The organism is Lentzea sp. NPDC020367 (assembly GCF_044387305.1).
Classification (GTDB): Bacteria; Actinomycetota; Actinomycetes; order Mycobacteriales; family Pseudonocardiaceae; genus Lentzea.
The window spans coordinates 165,142-179,594 of record NZ_JBIRVV010000002.1 but is presented as its reverse complement, the minus strand read 5'-3'; the positions used below and the strand labels follow the sequence as shown (position 1 = coordinate 179,594).

The following is a 14,453-nucleotide window of genomic DNA, read 5'->3' as shown; positions in this document are numbered from 1 at the left end:
CGGAGCACCGGTATGTCATCGGCGCGGCGGCCCCCTGCAAGAGCCGCCGAATCCCTGCCCTGTGCCGATTTCCCCCTGGAGGGCACATGTCCCGTCCGTTGTCCGCGCGGCGAATCGCCGCGTTGTTCTCCGCACTCGCGACCGGTGCCGCGGTGCTGGTCGCGCCGTCCGCGACCGCCGCACCCGACCTCGCCACGACCGTTCGCGCCACCATGCTCCAGCAACACGGCGAGGCGTTGAAACAGCAGTGGGACACGCAGACGTTGCGTGAACCGCTGTTCGAGCCGACTCGCACGTCTGGTTCGTGGGTGTTCGGCAGCACCACCATTCCACTGGCCCACGGTCAGGAACACGGGGCGCCGCACATGGCGTTGTTCCTGGCACGCAAGGAAAGGTCCACCTGGCGGGTCGAGCTCGACGGCACCGCCGGATTCGCCGCCCTGGCCGCACAGGCGCCGTCCGGCGTGCTCAGCGACGGCGAGAAGCGGACCTTCGCGGCCAACCAGAGCAACCAGGCGCTCGCGCCCACCGGACTCGGCCTGCCGTGGCCGGTGAACGTGGCCTGGTGGATGGGCGGCGGCCCGCACGGCAACAGCGGCAACAGCCGGCCGTTCAGCTCCATCGACTTCAACGGCGGTGACGGCCGCGTCCTGTCCGCGGGCAACGGCCGTGTCTACAAGAGCTGCATCGTGGGCCGGAGCGCACTGGTGAAGGTGGTGCACGACAACGGTTACAGCACCACCTACTACCACATGTACAACCTGACGACGCTCGCTGACGGCAGCGCCGTGCGCACCGGCACGTACCTCGGCAACATCGGCAACGAGCTGCCGTGCGGCGGTTCGAGCACCGGGGCGCACGTGCACTTCTCGTTGCTGCGCGGCAACACCCACGTGAGCGTCAACGGGATGACGATCGGCGGCTGGACCTTCTACGAGGGCTCGCAGGCGTACGGCGGCTACGCGCAACGCGGCAGCACGCGCGTGAACGTCGGCGGCAGGGTCACGAACTACGGCGGTGACGGCACGACCCTGCCCACCGGCACGGTCGACGCGGGACCGAACACCACGGTGAACCTGCGTTCCGGCCCCGGCCTGAGCTACTCCGTCGCGGGCACGGTCGCGGACGGCGCGACGGTGTCCATCGCGTGCACCAGCCGCGGCGAGGCCGTCGAGGGAGTCTGGGGCCGCACGGACCTGTGGAACCGGCTCGAGGACGGCAAGTGGATCAGCGACGGTTTCGTCGACACCGGTTCGAACGAACCAGTGGCCTCGGCCTGCTGACCTGACGGTGCCGATCCCGCCTCAGAGCGGGATCGGCACTCATTTCAGCGCTGCCACCAGTTTCGCCGCCGTGAGACGGACCGCCGGGGTGTCGTAGCGATCGCACTCGGCCAGCGCCCGCACCCGGTACTCGCGGGCCTGCGCCGAATCCCCTGCGGCGTCAGCGAGTTCGGCGAGCCTGGCCAGGATCTCGACCCGGTGATCGGAGAGCCGCGCCTCGCCCAGTGCCGACAGCAGTTGCTCCCGCGCCTCGCCGAACCGGCCCGCGTCCATCAGCACCAGGCCGCGGTGGTGCCGCACCCGTGCTGTTCCCGCGGTGTTGGAGTGCCGGTGGAACAACGACTCGGCCTCGTCGAGGAGGTCCATCGAGGCGATGACCTGGCCTGCCGCCGCCAGCGTCGTCGCCAGGCGGATCAGCAGCATCGACAGCAGTTCGTCGTCACCGCCTGACTTGCGGTGCTGGTCCACGCTGAGTTGCTGCACCTCGGCGGCCTCGCCCAGATCGCCCGCGGTGTGCAGCATCAGACCGAGCAGGGAGAGCGCCAGGTTCTCGCCGATCAGGTAGCCGGCCCGCTGGAACCCCTCGACGGACCGGCGGCCCAGTGACACCGCCTCGTTCAGTTCGCCGAGCCGCCGCCGGATCGCCGATCCGTAGTAGCAGTTCCACGCCTCGGTGAGGGAGTCGATCGGTTCTGCCGCGGCCTCCTCGTGCACGGCCAAGGCTTCGTGGGGCTGCCCGCACAACGCGTACAGCGCCCACGACAGGTAGTTCAGCTGTTCGGCGGCGGCCTTGGCGTCACCCAGTTGCCGGGCCGCGTGAGCACCGGCCGAGAAGACTTCGCGCCACAGCTCGCCGACGCCGTGCATGTCCGAGTACCAGTGCATCGCCTGTGCCAGCTCGAGAACGCGGTCGTGCTCGCCTTCCGCCACGGCCGATCGCACCGCGCCGCGCCAGTTCTCCAGCTCCTGGTCGAGCCACCGGTCCGCGGATTCCTTGTCGTGCACCGGACCCGCACGCCCGGCGGGCCTGTCGTGGTCGAAGAAGAGGGCCGCTCCGGTGGCGGTGTCGATGAGCCAGTGCCGCAAACGTGTGCGCGTCTTCAGGACGGCGGCCGGGTCGTCGTCGAGTTCCAGTCGTTCGGCGGCGAAGACGTGCAGCAGGTCGTGGCGCGTGTACCGGCCCGGCGTCTCGCTGATGCCGAGCAGGCTCGCGTCGGCCAGTTCCTCCAACGCCTCCTCGGCGTCGTCGACCAGAACGGCGGCCAGGTCCTCACTCACCTCGGGGCTCGCGACCAGCGCCAGCCTGCGGAACAACGTGGCGGCACCCGGACTGAGCTGGTGGTAGGAGATCTCGAACGCCGCCCGCACCTGCAGGTCGCCCGCCCGCAGCACGGACAGCCGCCGTCGTTCGTCCTCCAGTTGCTCGGCGAGGTGACCGATCGTCCACTGTGGTCTGCTCGTCAGCCGGTTCCCCGCGATGAGCAACGCCAGCGGCAGGCCGCCGCACAGCTCGGCGACCCGTTCGGCCGCCTCCGGTTCGGCGTCGAGCCGGTCAGGGCCGGTCACGGCGCGCAGCAGTTCGACGGAACGGTTCAGCGGCAACAACTCCAGCGGGAGCCGGTGCCGGGCATCCAGGCCGGTCATGGTCCGGCGACTGGTCAGCAGCACCAGCGTGCCGGGGCTGGACGCGAGCAGCGGACGCACCTGCGCCTCGTTCTCCGCGTTGTCGAGCACCAGCAACACGGCCCGGTCGCGCAGCTGCGACCGGTACAGCGACAGCTTGTCGTCCGGGTCGGCGGGGATCTGGCGTTCGTCCACGCCGAACGAGCGCAGCAGCCGGTGCGCGGCCTTGTCCGGGGTCAGCGGCTCGTCGGTGCCGCGCAGGTCGAGGAACACGCAGCCGTCGGCGAACCGCGCGCCCAGCCGGTGTCCCGCGTCGACGGCGAGCGCGGTCTTGCCGGCACCGGGCGCGCCGTGGACCACCGCGATCTGCAGCCGTGACGACGACGAGGCGTCCGCGGCGAACCCGTCCAGGAGCTTCTTCTCGCCTTCCCGGCCGGTGAGCTCGATCAGCACCGGTGGCAGCGAGCAGGACGTCACGGCGAACGGCGCGTCCGGGCGTTCGTCGGCTCCGGCCACCCGGCTGGCGCGGGCGAGCGCGGCGAACTCCGCCGCCTCCTCGCCGCCGAGCCCGAGCCCGCCCACCAGCAGTTGCACGGTGCGGAACTGCGGACTGAGCGTGCGGCCGCGTTCCATGTCACTGATCGCGCGCGTGCTCAGGCCGGTGCGTTCGGCCAGCTCTTCCTGCGTCAACGGAACGCGCGATCGATAAAAGCGGAGAAAATCCCCGAACGCGGTCGTGCTCACTGCGCTACCCCCTGATGTCTTCAGCGCATGGTGCTGACAGGTAGACGCCTGGCACCGGGGTAGCGCTGCTTCAGAACCACATTTCTGCCGGAACTTCTGCTGGTTGTTCAGCAAGGTGAACTTTCCCGGCCGAAATTAGCTTCGAGGTGTGTCCCTCGCAAACCCAGTGCGGCTCTGTGCTGCCCTCTGGCTGGCCGCCCTGGCGTGGCTGCTGTTCACCTGGTCCGGTCACTACCCGATCGACCTCGACGTGTACCGGCTCGGCGGCCTCGCGTGGCTCGAAGGCCGCTCGCTCTACGTCGGGTTCACCGGCCCGCCGCTCGACCCGCAGCTGCCCTTCACGTACCCGCCGATCGCGGCGGTGCTGTTCAGCGGCCTGAGCTTCGTGCCGGGCGGGTGGCACACCCTGCTGGTGGTCGCGGCCGGTTTCGTCGCGCTCACAGCGGTGTGCGTGGCGGTGGCGGGCAAGGTCCGTCCTGATCTCAAGTGGACGGCCGGTCCGCTGGCCGCGATCGGCGCGCTGGCGCTGGACCCGGTGTGGATGACCTACGGCTACGGCCAGATCAACCTGTTCCTGCTGGCGCTGGTCGTGATCGACGTCCTGCTGGTCACCGACAAGCGCTGGCGTGGCGTGCTGATCGGCGTCGCCGCCGCGATCAAGCTGACGCCAGCTGTGTTCGTGCTGTACTTCATCGTCAAGCGCGACTGGCGGGCCGCGATCACGTCGATGGCGACGTTCGCCGGACTCGTCGTCGCGGGATTCCTCATCGCGCCAACGGATTCGCTGCAGTACTGGCTGCACTCGCTGCTGAACCCCGACCGCATCGGCGACATGTCGTTGTCCACCAACCAGTCGATCCGCGGTCTGCTGCGCGGCTTCGGTCTCGCACCCGGCGTGGAAACGCTGCTGTGGGTCGTGCTCGCGGCCGCTGTGGTGGCCACGGCGTTCCTGGTGGCCCGGCGGACCCGCGACGACCTCGTCGCGCTGTTCGTCATCGCGGGTGCCGGGCTGCTGGCCTCGCCGGTCTCCTGGGTGCACCACTGGGTGTGGTGCGTGCCGGTGCTGGTGTTCGTCGCACTGCGCGGCAACTGGGTCGCCTTCGCCGCCGTGTTCCTGGTGTTCGTGACACGGCTGCACGAGTTCGACACCTACGTGTGGCTGACCGTCATGGTGTTGGGGCTGCTGGCTTTCAGGCAGGTGACACGAACGTCAGCTCCACAGACGATCCCCGCAACGGCTGTCCACTCGGCCAGCTGACGGTCGTCGTGTGACCGCCCTCGGCCGGCAGGTCGAGGTTGACGACGTCGGGCTGGAACGAGACCGGCGCCTGCGACGACATCAGGATCCGCGACTCGGCGTCCCTGCCCGGCCGCACGTTCACCGGCGCGGGCGTGCCGTTCGGGTCGTCCAGCACGACGGCGATACCGCTGCCGTCACCCTCGCTGTGCCCGCTGCCCTTGGTGAACGTGACGGCCGTCGGCGCACCCTGCAGCTTGCAGTTCGTGTGTTCGCCGGCCGCGGCGTAGTGCAGCACGAACGCCTGCTGACCTGCGGACGAGTGCGGATCCTGCGTCACCGAGACGACGAGGTCCGAGACGTCGCACGGCTGGTCGGACGGGTTGGCGGACGCGGTCGCCGCCACCAGCGGCAACGCGGTGGCGGCGAGCAGTGCGGCGACGCTCAGACCTGCCTTGTACCTGGTGTTCATTCGACACCCCTCCCTGGTGGTGATCCCCTTGTTGGGAAGGATGCCCAGCCGAGGGCCGACGATGCGCCCAGATGACATTCGTCTCAATGGAGCAACCGGTCGTCAGAGGTGATCAGCGCTGACGTACAACGCGCGCACGGCATCGGTGAGCTTCGCCGCGCTCAGGTCGGTCGTGACCAGGTCCTCGTTCATCGTGCCCCGGCTGGTCACCCCGAAGATCGTCCCCTTACCCGTGGCCGGGTCGAACCCGCGCAACCACGGCCCACCGCTGGACCCACCCGCGAGATCGCAGTCCGTCTCCCACACCGACAGGACCGAGTTGACCTTCAACGTCGCCGGCCGTGCGCACGAGAGCAGCTTCTCGCCGCGTTCGAGCGCCGACACCGGATATCCCAGCGTCGTCTGGTCCGTCGGCGAGCCCACCGCGTCGAACGAGATGTCCTGCGTCCCGGCCACGTCCTGCACGTGCCGGCCGTCCACCGGGTCGAGCGCGATCACCGCGTCGTCGTCCAGACCGCTCGACGGCCCGCTGTAGGTGTCGGACCAGGCGAAGGCGCGCGCCACGAACACGCCGTGCGGCCGCGTTCCGTGGTCGTAGCCGGGCACGAACACCACGTTGAGGATCTTGATCGGATTGTCCCACCGGTCCAGGCCGCCGTTGACGCAGTGCCCGGCCGTCAGCACGACGTCCCTGGTCGCGCTCGGCACCACCGTGGCCGTGCAGGAGTGGTCCTGGCCCGTCGAGGTGGACATGAACAACCGGCCCACGCCCGGCGCCGTGCCCTCGTACGGCTGGGAGATCTTCTCGGCGGGTGGGAGGTCGCCGTCGCCGACGGCCCTCATCCGTTCCGGCGTCCAGTGGGCCAGGGCGGCGGCGCGGTCCGATGCGGACACCTCCGTCACCACCTGGCCCGGCGCGGCCTGGGCCGGGGACGCCACCAGGGCCGCCGCGAGGATCACTCCGGACGTGCTCAGCGCTTTCCAGATCATGATCGGGTGACGTTCCACGACGGATCCGAGTTGCGCGGGCTGCGAGGATTCAGCCCGTGGAGGAAGAACCCTGGTCGAGGGCCACGCTGCGGGTGTGGGCGGGTGAGATGACCGTCGCGGAGATCGCCGCCGCCCTGAAGATCGACGGTGCCGAGCGCAGCGACAGGCTCTGGTGCGTCGACGCCGGTGGCGGCGACCTGCACCTGGACGACCTGCTGAAACTCGTCGAGGCGGTGCTCGCCGAGCACCGGGAAGCGCTGGTCCAGGTCGCAGCCCGATGTGACGTGGACCTGTTCGTCTCCTGGTCGCCGAAGGAGGGACAGGACTCGGTCTGCCTCGGCCCGGACCTGATCAGATTGCTCGGCGAACTCGGTGCCCACGTCGTGATGGACACGCACACCGGCTAGAAGAACCACCCGAAGAACCTGATCTTCATGCCCTTCTTCCTGGCTGGCGCCCCGCCCTTGCGATTACCTCGTGGCAAGAGACGTCAAGAGGGTGGATTCGGCTGTGACCGCTGTTGCGGAGCTGTTCCGGCGAGTTCCGCGCAACGTGCTGTGGCCTGGTGTGTTCGGTGCCGTCCTGCTCGCGATCGGTGGGCTGGGAGCGGGCGCGATCGTCCGCAGGGACCCGTTGCTGAGCGGGACCGTCCTGAACGCGATGAGGTACGGCCATGGCCACGACCTCGCGTTCATCGTCCTGTTCGCGGGGCTGGCGCTGATGGTGCTGTCCTGGGTCCGGCTGGGACGGTTGGTGCTCGCAGGTGCTGTGGGCGGCAGGACGGTGGCGGTGACGGCCGCCGCGTGGACCGCGCCGCTGATCATCGCGCCGCCGCTCTACAGCCGTGACGTCTACAGCTACCTGGCGCAGGGCGCGGTGGCGCTGCGCGGCTTCGACCCCTACTCGCGTGGCGCCGCCGTGCTCGACCTGCCGTTGCGGGGCAACGTCGCGGGCCTGTGGCAGGAGACGCCGTCGCCGTACGGGCCGCTGTTCCTGCTGCTGGGTAAGGGAACGGTGTGGCTGACCGGCGACAACGTCATCCTCGGCGCGATCGTCATGCGCGTCGCCGTGCTCGCCGGGCTGGTGTTGCTGGCGTGGGCGATTCCCGGTCTGACGAGGCACCTGGGCGGGCGGACTTCTACGGCGTTGTGGCTGACGGTCGCGAACCCGCTGGTGGTGGCGCTGGGCATCGGTGGCGCGCACAACGACGTGCTGATGGTCGGGTTGATGGCGGCGGGCGTGCTGATGGTGCTGGACCGCAGGCACCTGAGAGGGTTCGCGCTGATCGCGCTGGCGACGGCGGTGAAGGCGACCGCGCTGCTCGTCGCGCCGTTCCTCGTGTGGGTGTGGGCGGCCCGGCTGGAAGGTGCGGCACGGCAACGCTTTCTGACCGCCGCCGGCGCCGCTGGAGCGGTGTTCGTCGTGGTCTTCGCGGCGGCGACGGTGGTGGCGGGCGTCGACCTCGGCTGGATCGGCGTGCTGCGGTCGCAGGGGCCGTTGCTCACGTGGATGTCGTTGCCGTGCGCCGCGGCGGAGCTCCTCTACTTCTCGATCGGCCGCGTCGTACCGGGGTTCACGCACCTCGGCTTCCTCACCTTCTTCCGCGCGGCCGGCGTGGTCCTGCTCGCCGGAGTGCTCGTGCGGCAGTGGTGGCTGGCACGCGAGGGCGGTGTGGAAGCGGTGAGACGCGCCACGATCGCGTTGCTCGCCGCGTCTCTGCTCGCGCCTTCGGTGTTGCCGTGGTACTTCACGTGGGCGCTCGCGTTGGGAGCGGCGTTCGCGTGGAAGGACCGCCGGATCGCCGTGCTGGCGGGCGTTTCGGTGTGGATGGTGCTGGTCACCCTGCCCGACGGCACGATCGTCGCGCGCTGGACGTACGACTCCATGAACCCCTGGGTGTGGTGGCCGTACCTGGCTGCCACTGTTGTGGCAGGGATGTGGGTCGGGCGGGCGCTGTTGCACCCCGTGCGTGAGCCGGCCCCGGTGGCTGGAGGAACCGGTGAGTGAGCAGCGTGTGCTGAGGTTCGCGCCGTTGGTGTTGTGCCTGTCGTTGGGCATCTACGCCGCGACGGCGAACTGGGGGATGATCGACCTCAAGGTCTACTGGAGCCTCGCTCCGAACGTGCTCACCGACGAGCTCTACTCGATCGACATGCCGTTCACGGCCGATTTCCCGCTGCCGTTCACCTATCCGCCCTTCGCGGCACTGGTGTTCCTCCCGCTGTCGGCGCAGCCGTGGCTCGCGGCGAAGATCGTCTGGCAGGTGCTGTCGCTGGTCTGCCTGTGGTGGCTGGTGCGCACCGCGCTGAAGTTGCTGGCGGACAAGGCCGAGTTGCCGTACGACGAGCGCCGCGCTCTGTTGTGGACGGCGATCGCGCTGTGGTTCGAACCGGTGCGCAAGACCCTCGACTTCGGACAGATCAACCTCGTCCTGATCGCCGGGACGTTCGCGGCGATGGTCGCGACCCGGCAGGCCGTCGCGGGCCTTGGTGTCGGCGTCGCCGCCGGGATGAAGCTGACGCCGGCGATCTCCGGCCTGTACTTCCTGGTCACGCGCCGGTGGAAGGCCGCGCTGTGGTCGGTGGCGGGCTTCGCGATCACCGTCGCGCTGGGCTTCCTCGTGTCCGCCGCGGACTCGTGGCGCTACTGGTTCGAACTGCTCGGCGCGGCCGACCGGGTGGGGCCGGTGGGCTCGGTGATCAACCAGTCGTTGCGCGGCGCGTTGTCGCGTTCGCTCGGCTACGACGTCGAGATGACCTGGCCGTGGCTGGTCGCGGTGGCGGTGTCCGTCGTGCTCACCGGTTTCGCGTTGCGGGCGGCGGTGAAGGTCGGCGACACCCTGGCGGCCGTGATCATCGTGCAGGTCTTCGGGCTGTTGGTCTCGCCGATCTCGTGGAGCCACCACTGGTTGTGGGTGATCCCGCTGGTCCTGTGGCTGATCTACGCGCGACGGAACCTGTGGCTCGCCGGCGTCTGGGTGGTCGCGGTGCTCTCGGACGTCATCACGGTCCTGATCAACCTGCAACCGTCCATCTGGGAGATCCCGAGACCGTGGCCGCTCGCGGCGCTCGGCTGGGTGTACCCGGCGCTCGCACTGCTCACCCTGGCGCTGACGCCGAAGCTGCTCGACCCGATCCCGAAGGCAGAACGTGTTGCGACCTAAGCCCCTCGCGAAGCTGGAACGGCGGCTGCTCGCCGTCGCGCCGTGGCTGCTGGCGATCTCGATGCTCGCACGCACGTGGATCATCGTCACCGGCTTCGGCAACGAATCGATCGACCTGTACGTGTACTGGTCGCTGGCCCCGCACGTGCTCGACGGCGACCTCTACCAGGTGGTCTCGCCGCACTCGCCGCCGGACTTCCCGCTGCCGTTCACCTATCCGCCGTTCGGCGCGCTGGTGTTCCTGCCGATGACGTGGCTGTTCTGGGGCGCCGCGCAGTGGAGCTTCCGCCTGCTGACCGTGCTGTGCCTGTACTGGCTGGTGCGCGTGGCGCTGCGGCTCGTCGCGGGGGAGTCGTGGACGGCCGACGCGAAGGTGTGGCGGCAGCGGGCGATCCTGTGGACCGCCGTGCTGCTGTGGATGATGCCGGTCTTCCACACCTTCGAGTTCGGCCAGATCAACCTGGTGCTGGCCGCGGTCGTGCTGGCCGCGCTGGTCGCCCGCGACCCGCGCGTCGCGGGAGCGGGCATCGGCCTGACCGCCGGGGTGAAGCTCGTGCCCGCGATCTCCGGCCTGTACTTCCTCGCGACCCGCAGGTGGAAGGCCGCGGTGTGGTCGGTGGCGGCGTTCGCGGCGAGCGTCGGCCTCGGGTTCCTGGTGAACTTCGAGCAGGCCAGGCAGTACTGGTTCGTGCTGTTCGGCGACCCGGACCGGGTCGGGCCGATCGCCACCGCGCACAACCAGTCGTTGCGCGGCGCGTTGTCCCGCAGCCTCGGCTACGACGTCGGCATGTCCTGGCCGTGGATCATCGCCGCCCTGGTGTCGACCGTGATCGCGTTGTTCGCGCTGCGGGCGTCGGTGCGCGCGAGCGACGCGTTGATCGGCGTGCTGTCGGTCCAGTTCCTGGGCTTGCTGCTCTCGCCGATCTCCTGGGACCACCACTGGGTGTGGGTGGCGCCACTGCTGATCTGGCTGGTGCACAAGAAGATCGCGCCGTGGGTTCGCGTCACCTTGCTGGCGCTGTGGGTTCCGGTGATGTTCCTGGACGTGATCGCGTTCCAGCTGGACCGGCAGCCGACGATCTGGACGATCAGCCGGCCCGGCTGGCTGTCGCTGGTCGGCTGGGCCTACCCGGCGTTCGCGTTGGTCACGCTCGTCGTCATCGCGTGGTCGTGCAGGTCGCTGAAGTCCCACTCCGGCAACGGATCCGCGAACGTCCGCCACACCTCCGGCCCCGCCGCGAGCTCGGAGTCGGTGAGCAGCGCGGGATCCAGGCGCTGAGCGGGCTCCGTCACGTCGAGGTCCACCCCGATGAACACCAGCTCCTGGCGTGCGCTGGGCACGTCGAGCAGCTGACCGGGTTCGATGACGAGGTTGGGACCGGCCTGCGACCACACGGCGAGCACGTCCGGCCGGGACGCGATGTGGCAGAAACCCTTGCTGCGCAACACACCTTCCCAGTCCGCGAGCGCCTCCACGAGCCGGGTGGGGTGGAACGGCCGTGACGCGCGATAGGTGACCGACCTGATCCCGTACTCCTCGGTCTCCGGGGTGTGCCCGCCGGCCAGCTCCTGGGCCCAGCCCGGCGCCTGCGCGGCGGTGATCGGGTCGTACGAGCCGGTGTCGAACACGTCAGCCAGGTCCACGACGCCGTTGCGCGTGTGCAGGAGCCGTGCGGACGGATTCAGGCGTCGCAGCAAGGCGTCGAGCTTCGCGAGCTGATCCGGGCCGACGAGGTCGGTCTTGTTCACCACCAGCACGTTCGCGAACTCCACCTGGTCCACCAGCAGGTCCGAGACCTCACCGGCGGCCAGTCCGCGCAGAAAACCCTCCGCGTCCACCAGCGTCACCATCGTGTCGAGTCGCGCGTGATCGGACAGGCTCGTGCCGTCCTCGAAGGTCCACTCGAACGTCGCCGCCACCGGCATCGGCTCGGAGACGCCCGTCGACTCGACCAGGATCGTGTCGAACCGGCCCGAGCGCGCCAGCTCGCCGACGCTGTCGAGCAGGTCCTCCCGCAACGTGCAGCAGATGCAGCCGTTCGTGAGTTCGACGAGCCGTTCGACGGTGCGGTCGACCAGCGCCGCGTCGATGTTGACCTCGCTCATGTCGTTCACGATCACCGCCACCCGCCTGCCCTCGCGGTTGGTGAGCACGTGGTTGAGCAGCGTCGTCTTGCCGGAGCCCAGAAAACCGGACAGCACGGTCACAGGGGTGCGCATCAGAGTTCCATCTCTTCCTCGTGCCAGTCGGCGAACGGGTCGGCGAAGTCGAGCTCGGTGACCAGCGCCAGTTCCTCGTCGGTGACCAGGGCCGACCGCAGTGCCGCGGCGATCTCGTTCGCGTCGGCGGACTTGGTGATCACGACGAGCTCCTGGTCGCGGTCGCCCTCCCACGGCCCCAGGTTGCCCACGCGCAACCCGCCGCCCGCGGACTCCAGCCACAGCGCCGCGTCGGGCTGGCTCGCCACCCACACCCGGCCGCGCACCCGCACCACGCCGTCGAGCAGCACGTCGATGCAGTTGTGCAGCCGCATGGGGTGGAACGGGCGCCGGTCGGTGAAGTGGACGACGGACACGCCGTGCGCCGGTTCCAGCGACGGCCGCCCGTACAACAGCGACCCGAAGCCGTCGTCGATCTCACCGCGCCGCGCGTCGGCGGGAATCGCGGCGAGCAACGCGACGACGTCGAGTTCGGCCAGCTGCTGACGCGGCGCGCCGGGGGAGAGCCGGTCGAGCACCGCGGTGAGCACCGGGTCGCCAGGACCGGTCAGCACCAGCGCGTCCGCGAACTCCGCCTGCCCGACCACGACCTGCGCGACCATCCGCTCGTCACCCTCGGCCGCGCGCATGCCCCGGTCGGCGAGCGAGTCGGCACCGGTCGCGTCGTCGAGCCAGGTCGCGGTGTCGACCACCGTGACCACGGCCTCGATCTCCACCTCGGTCCCGCTCAGCGCGAAGCAGACGGCCTCCGGTTCGAGCATCGGGTCCAGCTGCACGATCACGCGCCCGTCCAGCCCCTCGAGCAACGGAACGAGGTCCAGCCGCAACGTGCAGGAGACGCACCCGTGCGCGAGCTCCAGGACGGTGAGCCGGCCGTCCGCCCAGCGCCGCACCACCCCCTCGGCCAGGCTGCTCAGATCGTGTCTGACCAGCGACGACTCCGGTGACGCCCGCCAGAGTTCGTCGGCCACGTCGTGGTGGGTGAACCCGGCTACCAATACGACCCGTGCTGCCATGACGCGCAGCCTACATGACAATGATTGTCGTTTCTGAACGGACGGCGAGGGCGGGACGTGACATGATCGAACGATGCAGGTCGAGTTCTGGGCTGACGTCATTTGTCCGTGGTGCTACATCGGCAAGGCGCGCTTCGAGAAAGCGCTCGCCGGATTCGAGCACCGCGCGGAGATCACCGTGGTGCACCGCGCGTTCGAGCTGGATCCCACCAAGACCGGCGTCGAGTCCGTGCAGGACATGCTCGCCACCAAGTTCGGCCCGCGCGCCGCCGAGATGGAGGAGTCCGTCGCCCAGCTCGCGCGCGACGAGGGCCTCGAATATCGGCTGGACCGCGAGGTCGGCAACACGTTCGACGTGCACCGGCTGCTGCACCTGGCGGGCGAGAAGGGCATCCAGCACGAAGTGCTCGACGCCGTGCTGCGCGCCAACTTCGCGCAGGCGCGCTCGCTGTTCACGCCGGAGTCGCTGACCGAGATCGCCACCGAGGCCGGGCTCGACGCCGCGGACGTCAAGACCGTCCTCGAAGACCCCACCGCCTATGCCGACGAGGTGCGCGCCGACGAGCAGCGCGCTCGCGACATCGGGGTCTCGGGCGTGCCGTTCGTGGTCGTCGGCGAACGTCTGGCCGTGTCCGGCGCTCAGCCCGTCGAACTGTTCGGGCGCGCACTGACGCAGGCTTGGGAGGCGTGAGATGGACGAGGTTCTGCTGAAGGTCGAGTCGGAGCAGCTCCCGAACGCCGTCGTGCTGCGCGCCGAGGGCGAGGTCGACTCGTACACCGCGGATCTGTTGCGCGACAAGCTGTCCGAGGCGTTCGGCGCGGGTCTTCCCGTCGTGCTGGACCTCAGCGCCGTCGAGTTCTTCGCGTCCATCGGTCTCTCCGTGCTCGTGGAGTTCCACCTGCGCGGCGAGGAGAGCGGCATCCCGTTGCGCCTGGTGTCGCCCAGGGGAAGCGTGCTGCGGGCGCTGAAGGCCACCACGCTGAACCAGACGCTGGAGCTCTACCTCGACCTGGACGCGGCGTTGCATGGCTGACCTGCCGTCCCGCCCGATGCCGGACGGCTTCGTACTGGACCGCACCAAGATCGTCGTGGCGGTGGCGGCGGGATTGGTGTGCGGCCTCGCCGTCACGTTCACCGGCCACGGCGAGTTCGGCCTGCTGGTCGGCTGGGACGTCGCGACCCTCGTGTACCTCGTGCGCGCGTGGATGGTCATCTGGCCGATGGACGCCGAGCAAACCGCTCAGCACGCCGTCCGCAACGACCCGACCCGCCGCGTCGCCGAGGTGCTGCTGCTCGTGGCCGCGTTGGCGAGCCTCGTGTCCGTGGGCTTCGTACTGGCCCGTGCGGCGCACACGACCGGCGCGTCCGAACTGCTGCGCGTCGGCCTCGGCGTGCTGTCCGTGGTGCTGTCATGGGCTGTCGTGCACACGATCTTCACGCTGCGCTATGCCCGCCTCTACTACTACGGCGCGGACGGCGGCATCGACTTCAACCAGTCCGAACCGCCGGACTACGGCGACTTCGCGTACGTCGCTTTCAGCATCGGCATGACGTTCCAGGTGTCCGACACGAGCCTGTCGGGCCGCGAGATGCGCCGCACGGCCCTGAAGCACGCCTTGCTGTCGTACCTGTTCGGCACCGGTGTGCTGGCCACGACGATCAACCTGGTCGCGAGCATCAGCAGCCAGTGATCTGAACACCCTT

The 14,453-nt window shown here is 69.5% G+C and carries 13 protein-coding genes and 1 pseudogene; 9 read left to right on the top strand and 5 right to left on the bottom strand.

Features of this window, described 5'->3' with window-relative positions:
• The first annotated feature begins 86 nt into the window (after positions 1-86).
• Positions 87-1,283 (top strand): peptidoglycan DD-metalloendopeptidase family protein, encoded by a 1,197-nt coding sequence (locus ACH413_RS07940; RefSeq protein WP_360033488.1) that lies wholly within the window; start codon positions 87-89, stop codon positions 1,281-1,283.
• A 39-nt stretch (positions 1,284-1,322) separates the two neighbouring features.
• Here the strand turns inward: ACH413_RS07940 and ACH413_RS07935 are convergent, their stop codons facing one another.
• On the bottom strand, positions 1,323-3,650 hold the full coding sequence (locus tag ACH413_RS07935) for a helix-turn-helix domain-containing protein (protein WP_360033491.1): 2,328 nt from the start codon (positions 3,648-3,650) through the stop codon (positions 1,323-1,325).
• A 148-nt stretch (positions 3,651-3,798) separates the two neighbouring features.
• Between ACH413_RS07935 and ACH413_RS07930 the strand changes: the two genes are divergently transcribed.
• Positions 3,799-4,908 carry a glycosyltransferase 87 family protein gene (locus tag ACH413_RS07930; RefSeq protein ID WP_360033493.1) on the top strand — a complete coding sequence of 370 codons (1,110 nt, stop codon included), beginning with the start codon at positions 3,799-3,801 and terminating at the stop codon, positions 4,906-4,908.
• Here the strand turns inward: ACH413_RS07930 and ACH413_RS07925 are convergent.
• Both ACH413_RS07925 and ACH413_RS07920 read right to left on the bottom strand, forming a co-directional pair.
• Positions 4,841-5,359: a DUF4232 domain-containing protein gene (locus ACH413_RS07925; protein ID WP_360033496.1), complete on the bottom strand. Its 519-nt coding sequence runs from the start codon at positions 5,357-5,359 to the stop codon at positions 4,841-4,843. The two genes, ACH413_RS07930 and ACH413_RS07925, sit on opposite strands and share 68 nt — an antisense overlap.
• Before the next feature lie 102 nt (positions 5,360-5,461).
• On the bottom strand, positions 5,462-6,349 hold the full coding sequence (locus ACH413_RS07920) for a hypothetical protein (protein ID WP_360033499.1): 888 nt from the start codon (positions 6,347-6,349) through the stop codon (positions 5,462-5,464).
• 56 nt (positions 6,350-6,405) lie between these two features.
• Here ACH413_RS07920 and ACH413_RS07915 point away from each other — a divergent pair, with 56 nt between their 5' ends.
• From ACH413_RS07915 to ACH413_RS07900, 4 genes and pseudogenes are all read left to right on the top strand, one after another.
• Positions 6,406-6,756: a hypothetical protein gene (locus tag ACH413_RS07915; RefSeq protein WP_360033502.1), complete on the top strand. Its 351-nt coding sequence runs from the start codon at positions 6,406-6,408 to the stop codon at positions 6,754-6,756.
• Between the two features lie 103 nt (positions 6,757-6,859).
• Positions 6,860-8,356, top strand: a complete 1,497-nt coding sequence (mptB, locus tag ACH413_RS07910) for a polyprenol phosphomannose-dependent alpha 1,6 mannosyltransferase MptB (protein ID WP_360033505.1) — start codon at positions 6,860-6,862, stop codon at positions 8,354-8,356.
• Positions 8,349-9,512, top strand: coding sequence for a glycosyltransferase 87 family protein (locus tag ACH413_RS07905; RefSeq protein WP_360033508.1), 1,164 nt, complete (start codon positions 8,349-8,351; stop codon positions 9,510-9,512). Before mptB ends, ACH413_RS07905 begins: the two co-directional genes overlap by 8 nt.
• 61 nt (positions 9,513-9,573) lie before the next feature.
• A pseudogene (locus ACH413_RS07900) lies at positions 9,574-10,422 on the top strand (glycosyltransferase 87 family protein); the annotation flags it as partial.
• 215 nt (positions 10,423-10,637) lie between these two features.
• Here ACH413_RS07900 and ACH413_RS07895 read toward each other — a convergent pair.
• Both ACH413_RS07895 and ACH413_RS07890 read right to left on the bottom strand, forming a co-directional pair.
• Positions 10,638-11,732: a GTP-binding protein gene (locus ACH413_RS07895; protein WP_360033511.1), complete on the bottom strand. Its 1,095-nt coding sequence runs from the start codon at positions 11,730-11,732 to the stop codon at positions 10,638-10,640.
• Entirely contained in the window at positions 11,732-12,748 is a 1,017-nt protein-coding gene (locus tag ACH413_RS07890; protein ID WP_360033514.1) for a GTP-binding protein, read from the bottom strand. The genes ACH413_RS07895 and ACH413_RS07890 overlap by 1 nt, the downstream gene beginning before the upstream one ends.
• A gap of 73 nt (positions 12,749-12,821) precedes the next feature.
• Here ACH413_RS07890 and ACH413_RS07885 point away from each other — a divergent pair, with 73 nt between their 5' ends.
• The 3 genes from ACH413_RS07885 to ACH413_RS07875 are packed head-to-tail and all read left to right on the top strand — an operon-like array spanning position 12,822 to position 14,440.
• Positions 12,822-13,439, top strand: coding sequence for a DsbA family oxidoreductase (locus ACH413_RS07885; RefSeq protein WP_360033517.1), 618 nt, complete (start codon positions 12,822-12,824; stop codon positions 13,437-13,439).
• Position 13,440: 1 nt separating this feature from the next.
• Entirely contained in the window at positions 13,441-13,782 is a 342-nt protein-coding gene (locus ACH413_RS07880; RefSeq protein ID WP_360033520.1) for an STAS domain-containing protein, read from the top strand.
• The gene (locus ACH413_RS07875) at positions 13,775-14,440 is read left to right on the top strand and encodes a DUF1345 domain-containing protein (protein WP_360033523.1); all 666 of its coding nucleotides are present in this window, start codon (positions 13,775-13,777) and stop codon (positions 14,438-14,440) included. The genes ACH413_RS07880 and ACH413_RS07875 overlap by 8 nt, the downstream gene beginning before the upstream one ends.
• Positions 14,441-14,453: the final 13 nt, after the last annotated feature.

Bases quoted from the DNA above. Each gene is read 5' to 3' on its own strand.
- ACH413_RS07925 (WP_360033496.1), bottom strand. From the start codon at position 5,359: ATGAACACCAGGTACAAGGCAGGTCTGAGCGTCGCCGCACTGCTCGCC.
- ACH413_RS07875 (WP_360033523.1), top strand. From the start codon at position 13,775: ATGGCTGACCTGCCGTCCCGCCCGATGCCGGACGGCTTCGTACTGGAC.
- ACH413_RS07885 (WP_360033517.1), top strand. From the start codon at position 12,822: ATGCAGGTCGAGTTCTGGGCTGACGTCATTTGTCCGTGGTGCTACATC.
- ACH413_RS07895 (WP_360033511.1), bottom strand. From the start codon at position 11,732: ATGCGCACCCCTGTGACCGTGCTGTCCGGTTTTCTGGGCTCCGGCAAG.
- ACH413_RS07940 (WP_360033488.1), top strand. From the start codon at position 87: ATGTCCCGTCCGTTGTCCGCGCGGCGAATCGCCGCGTTGTTCTCCGCA.
- ACH413_RS07880 (WP_360033520.1), top strand. From the start codon at position 13,441: ATGGACGAGGTTCTGCTGAAGGTCGAGTCGGAGCAGCTCCCGAACGCC.
- ACH413_RS07890 (WP_360033514.1), bottom strand. From the start codon at position 12,748: ATGGCAGCACGGGTCGTATTGGTAGCCGGGTTCACCCACCACGACGTG.
- ACH413_RS07920 (WP_360033499.1), bottom strand. From the start codon at position 6,349: ATGATCTGGAAAGCGCTGAGCACGTCCGGAGTGATCCTCGCGGCGGCC.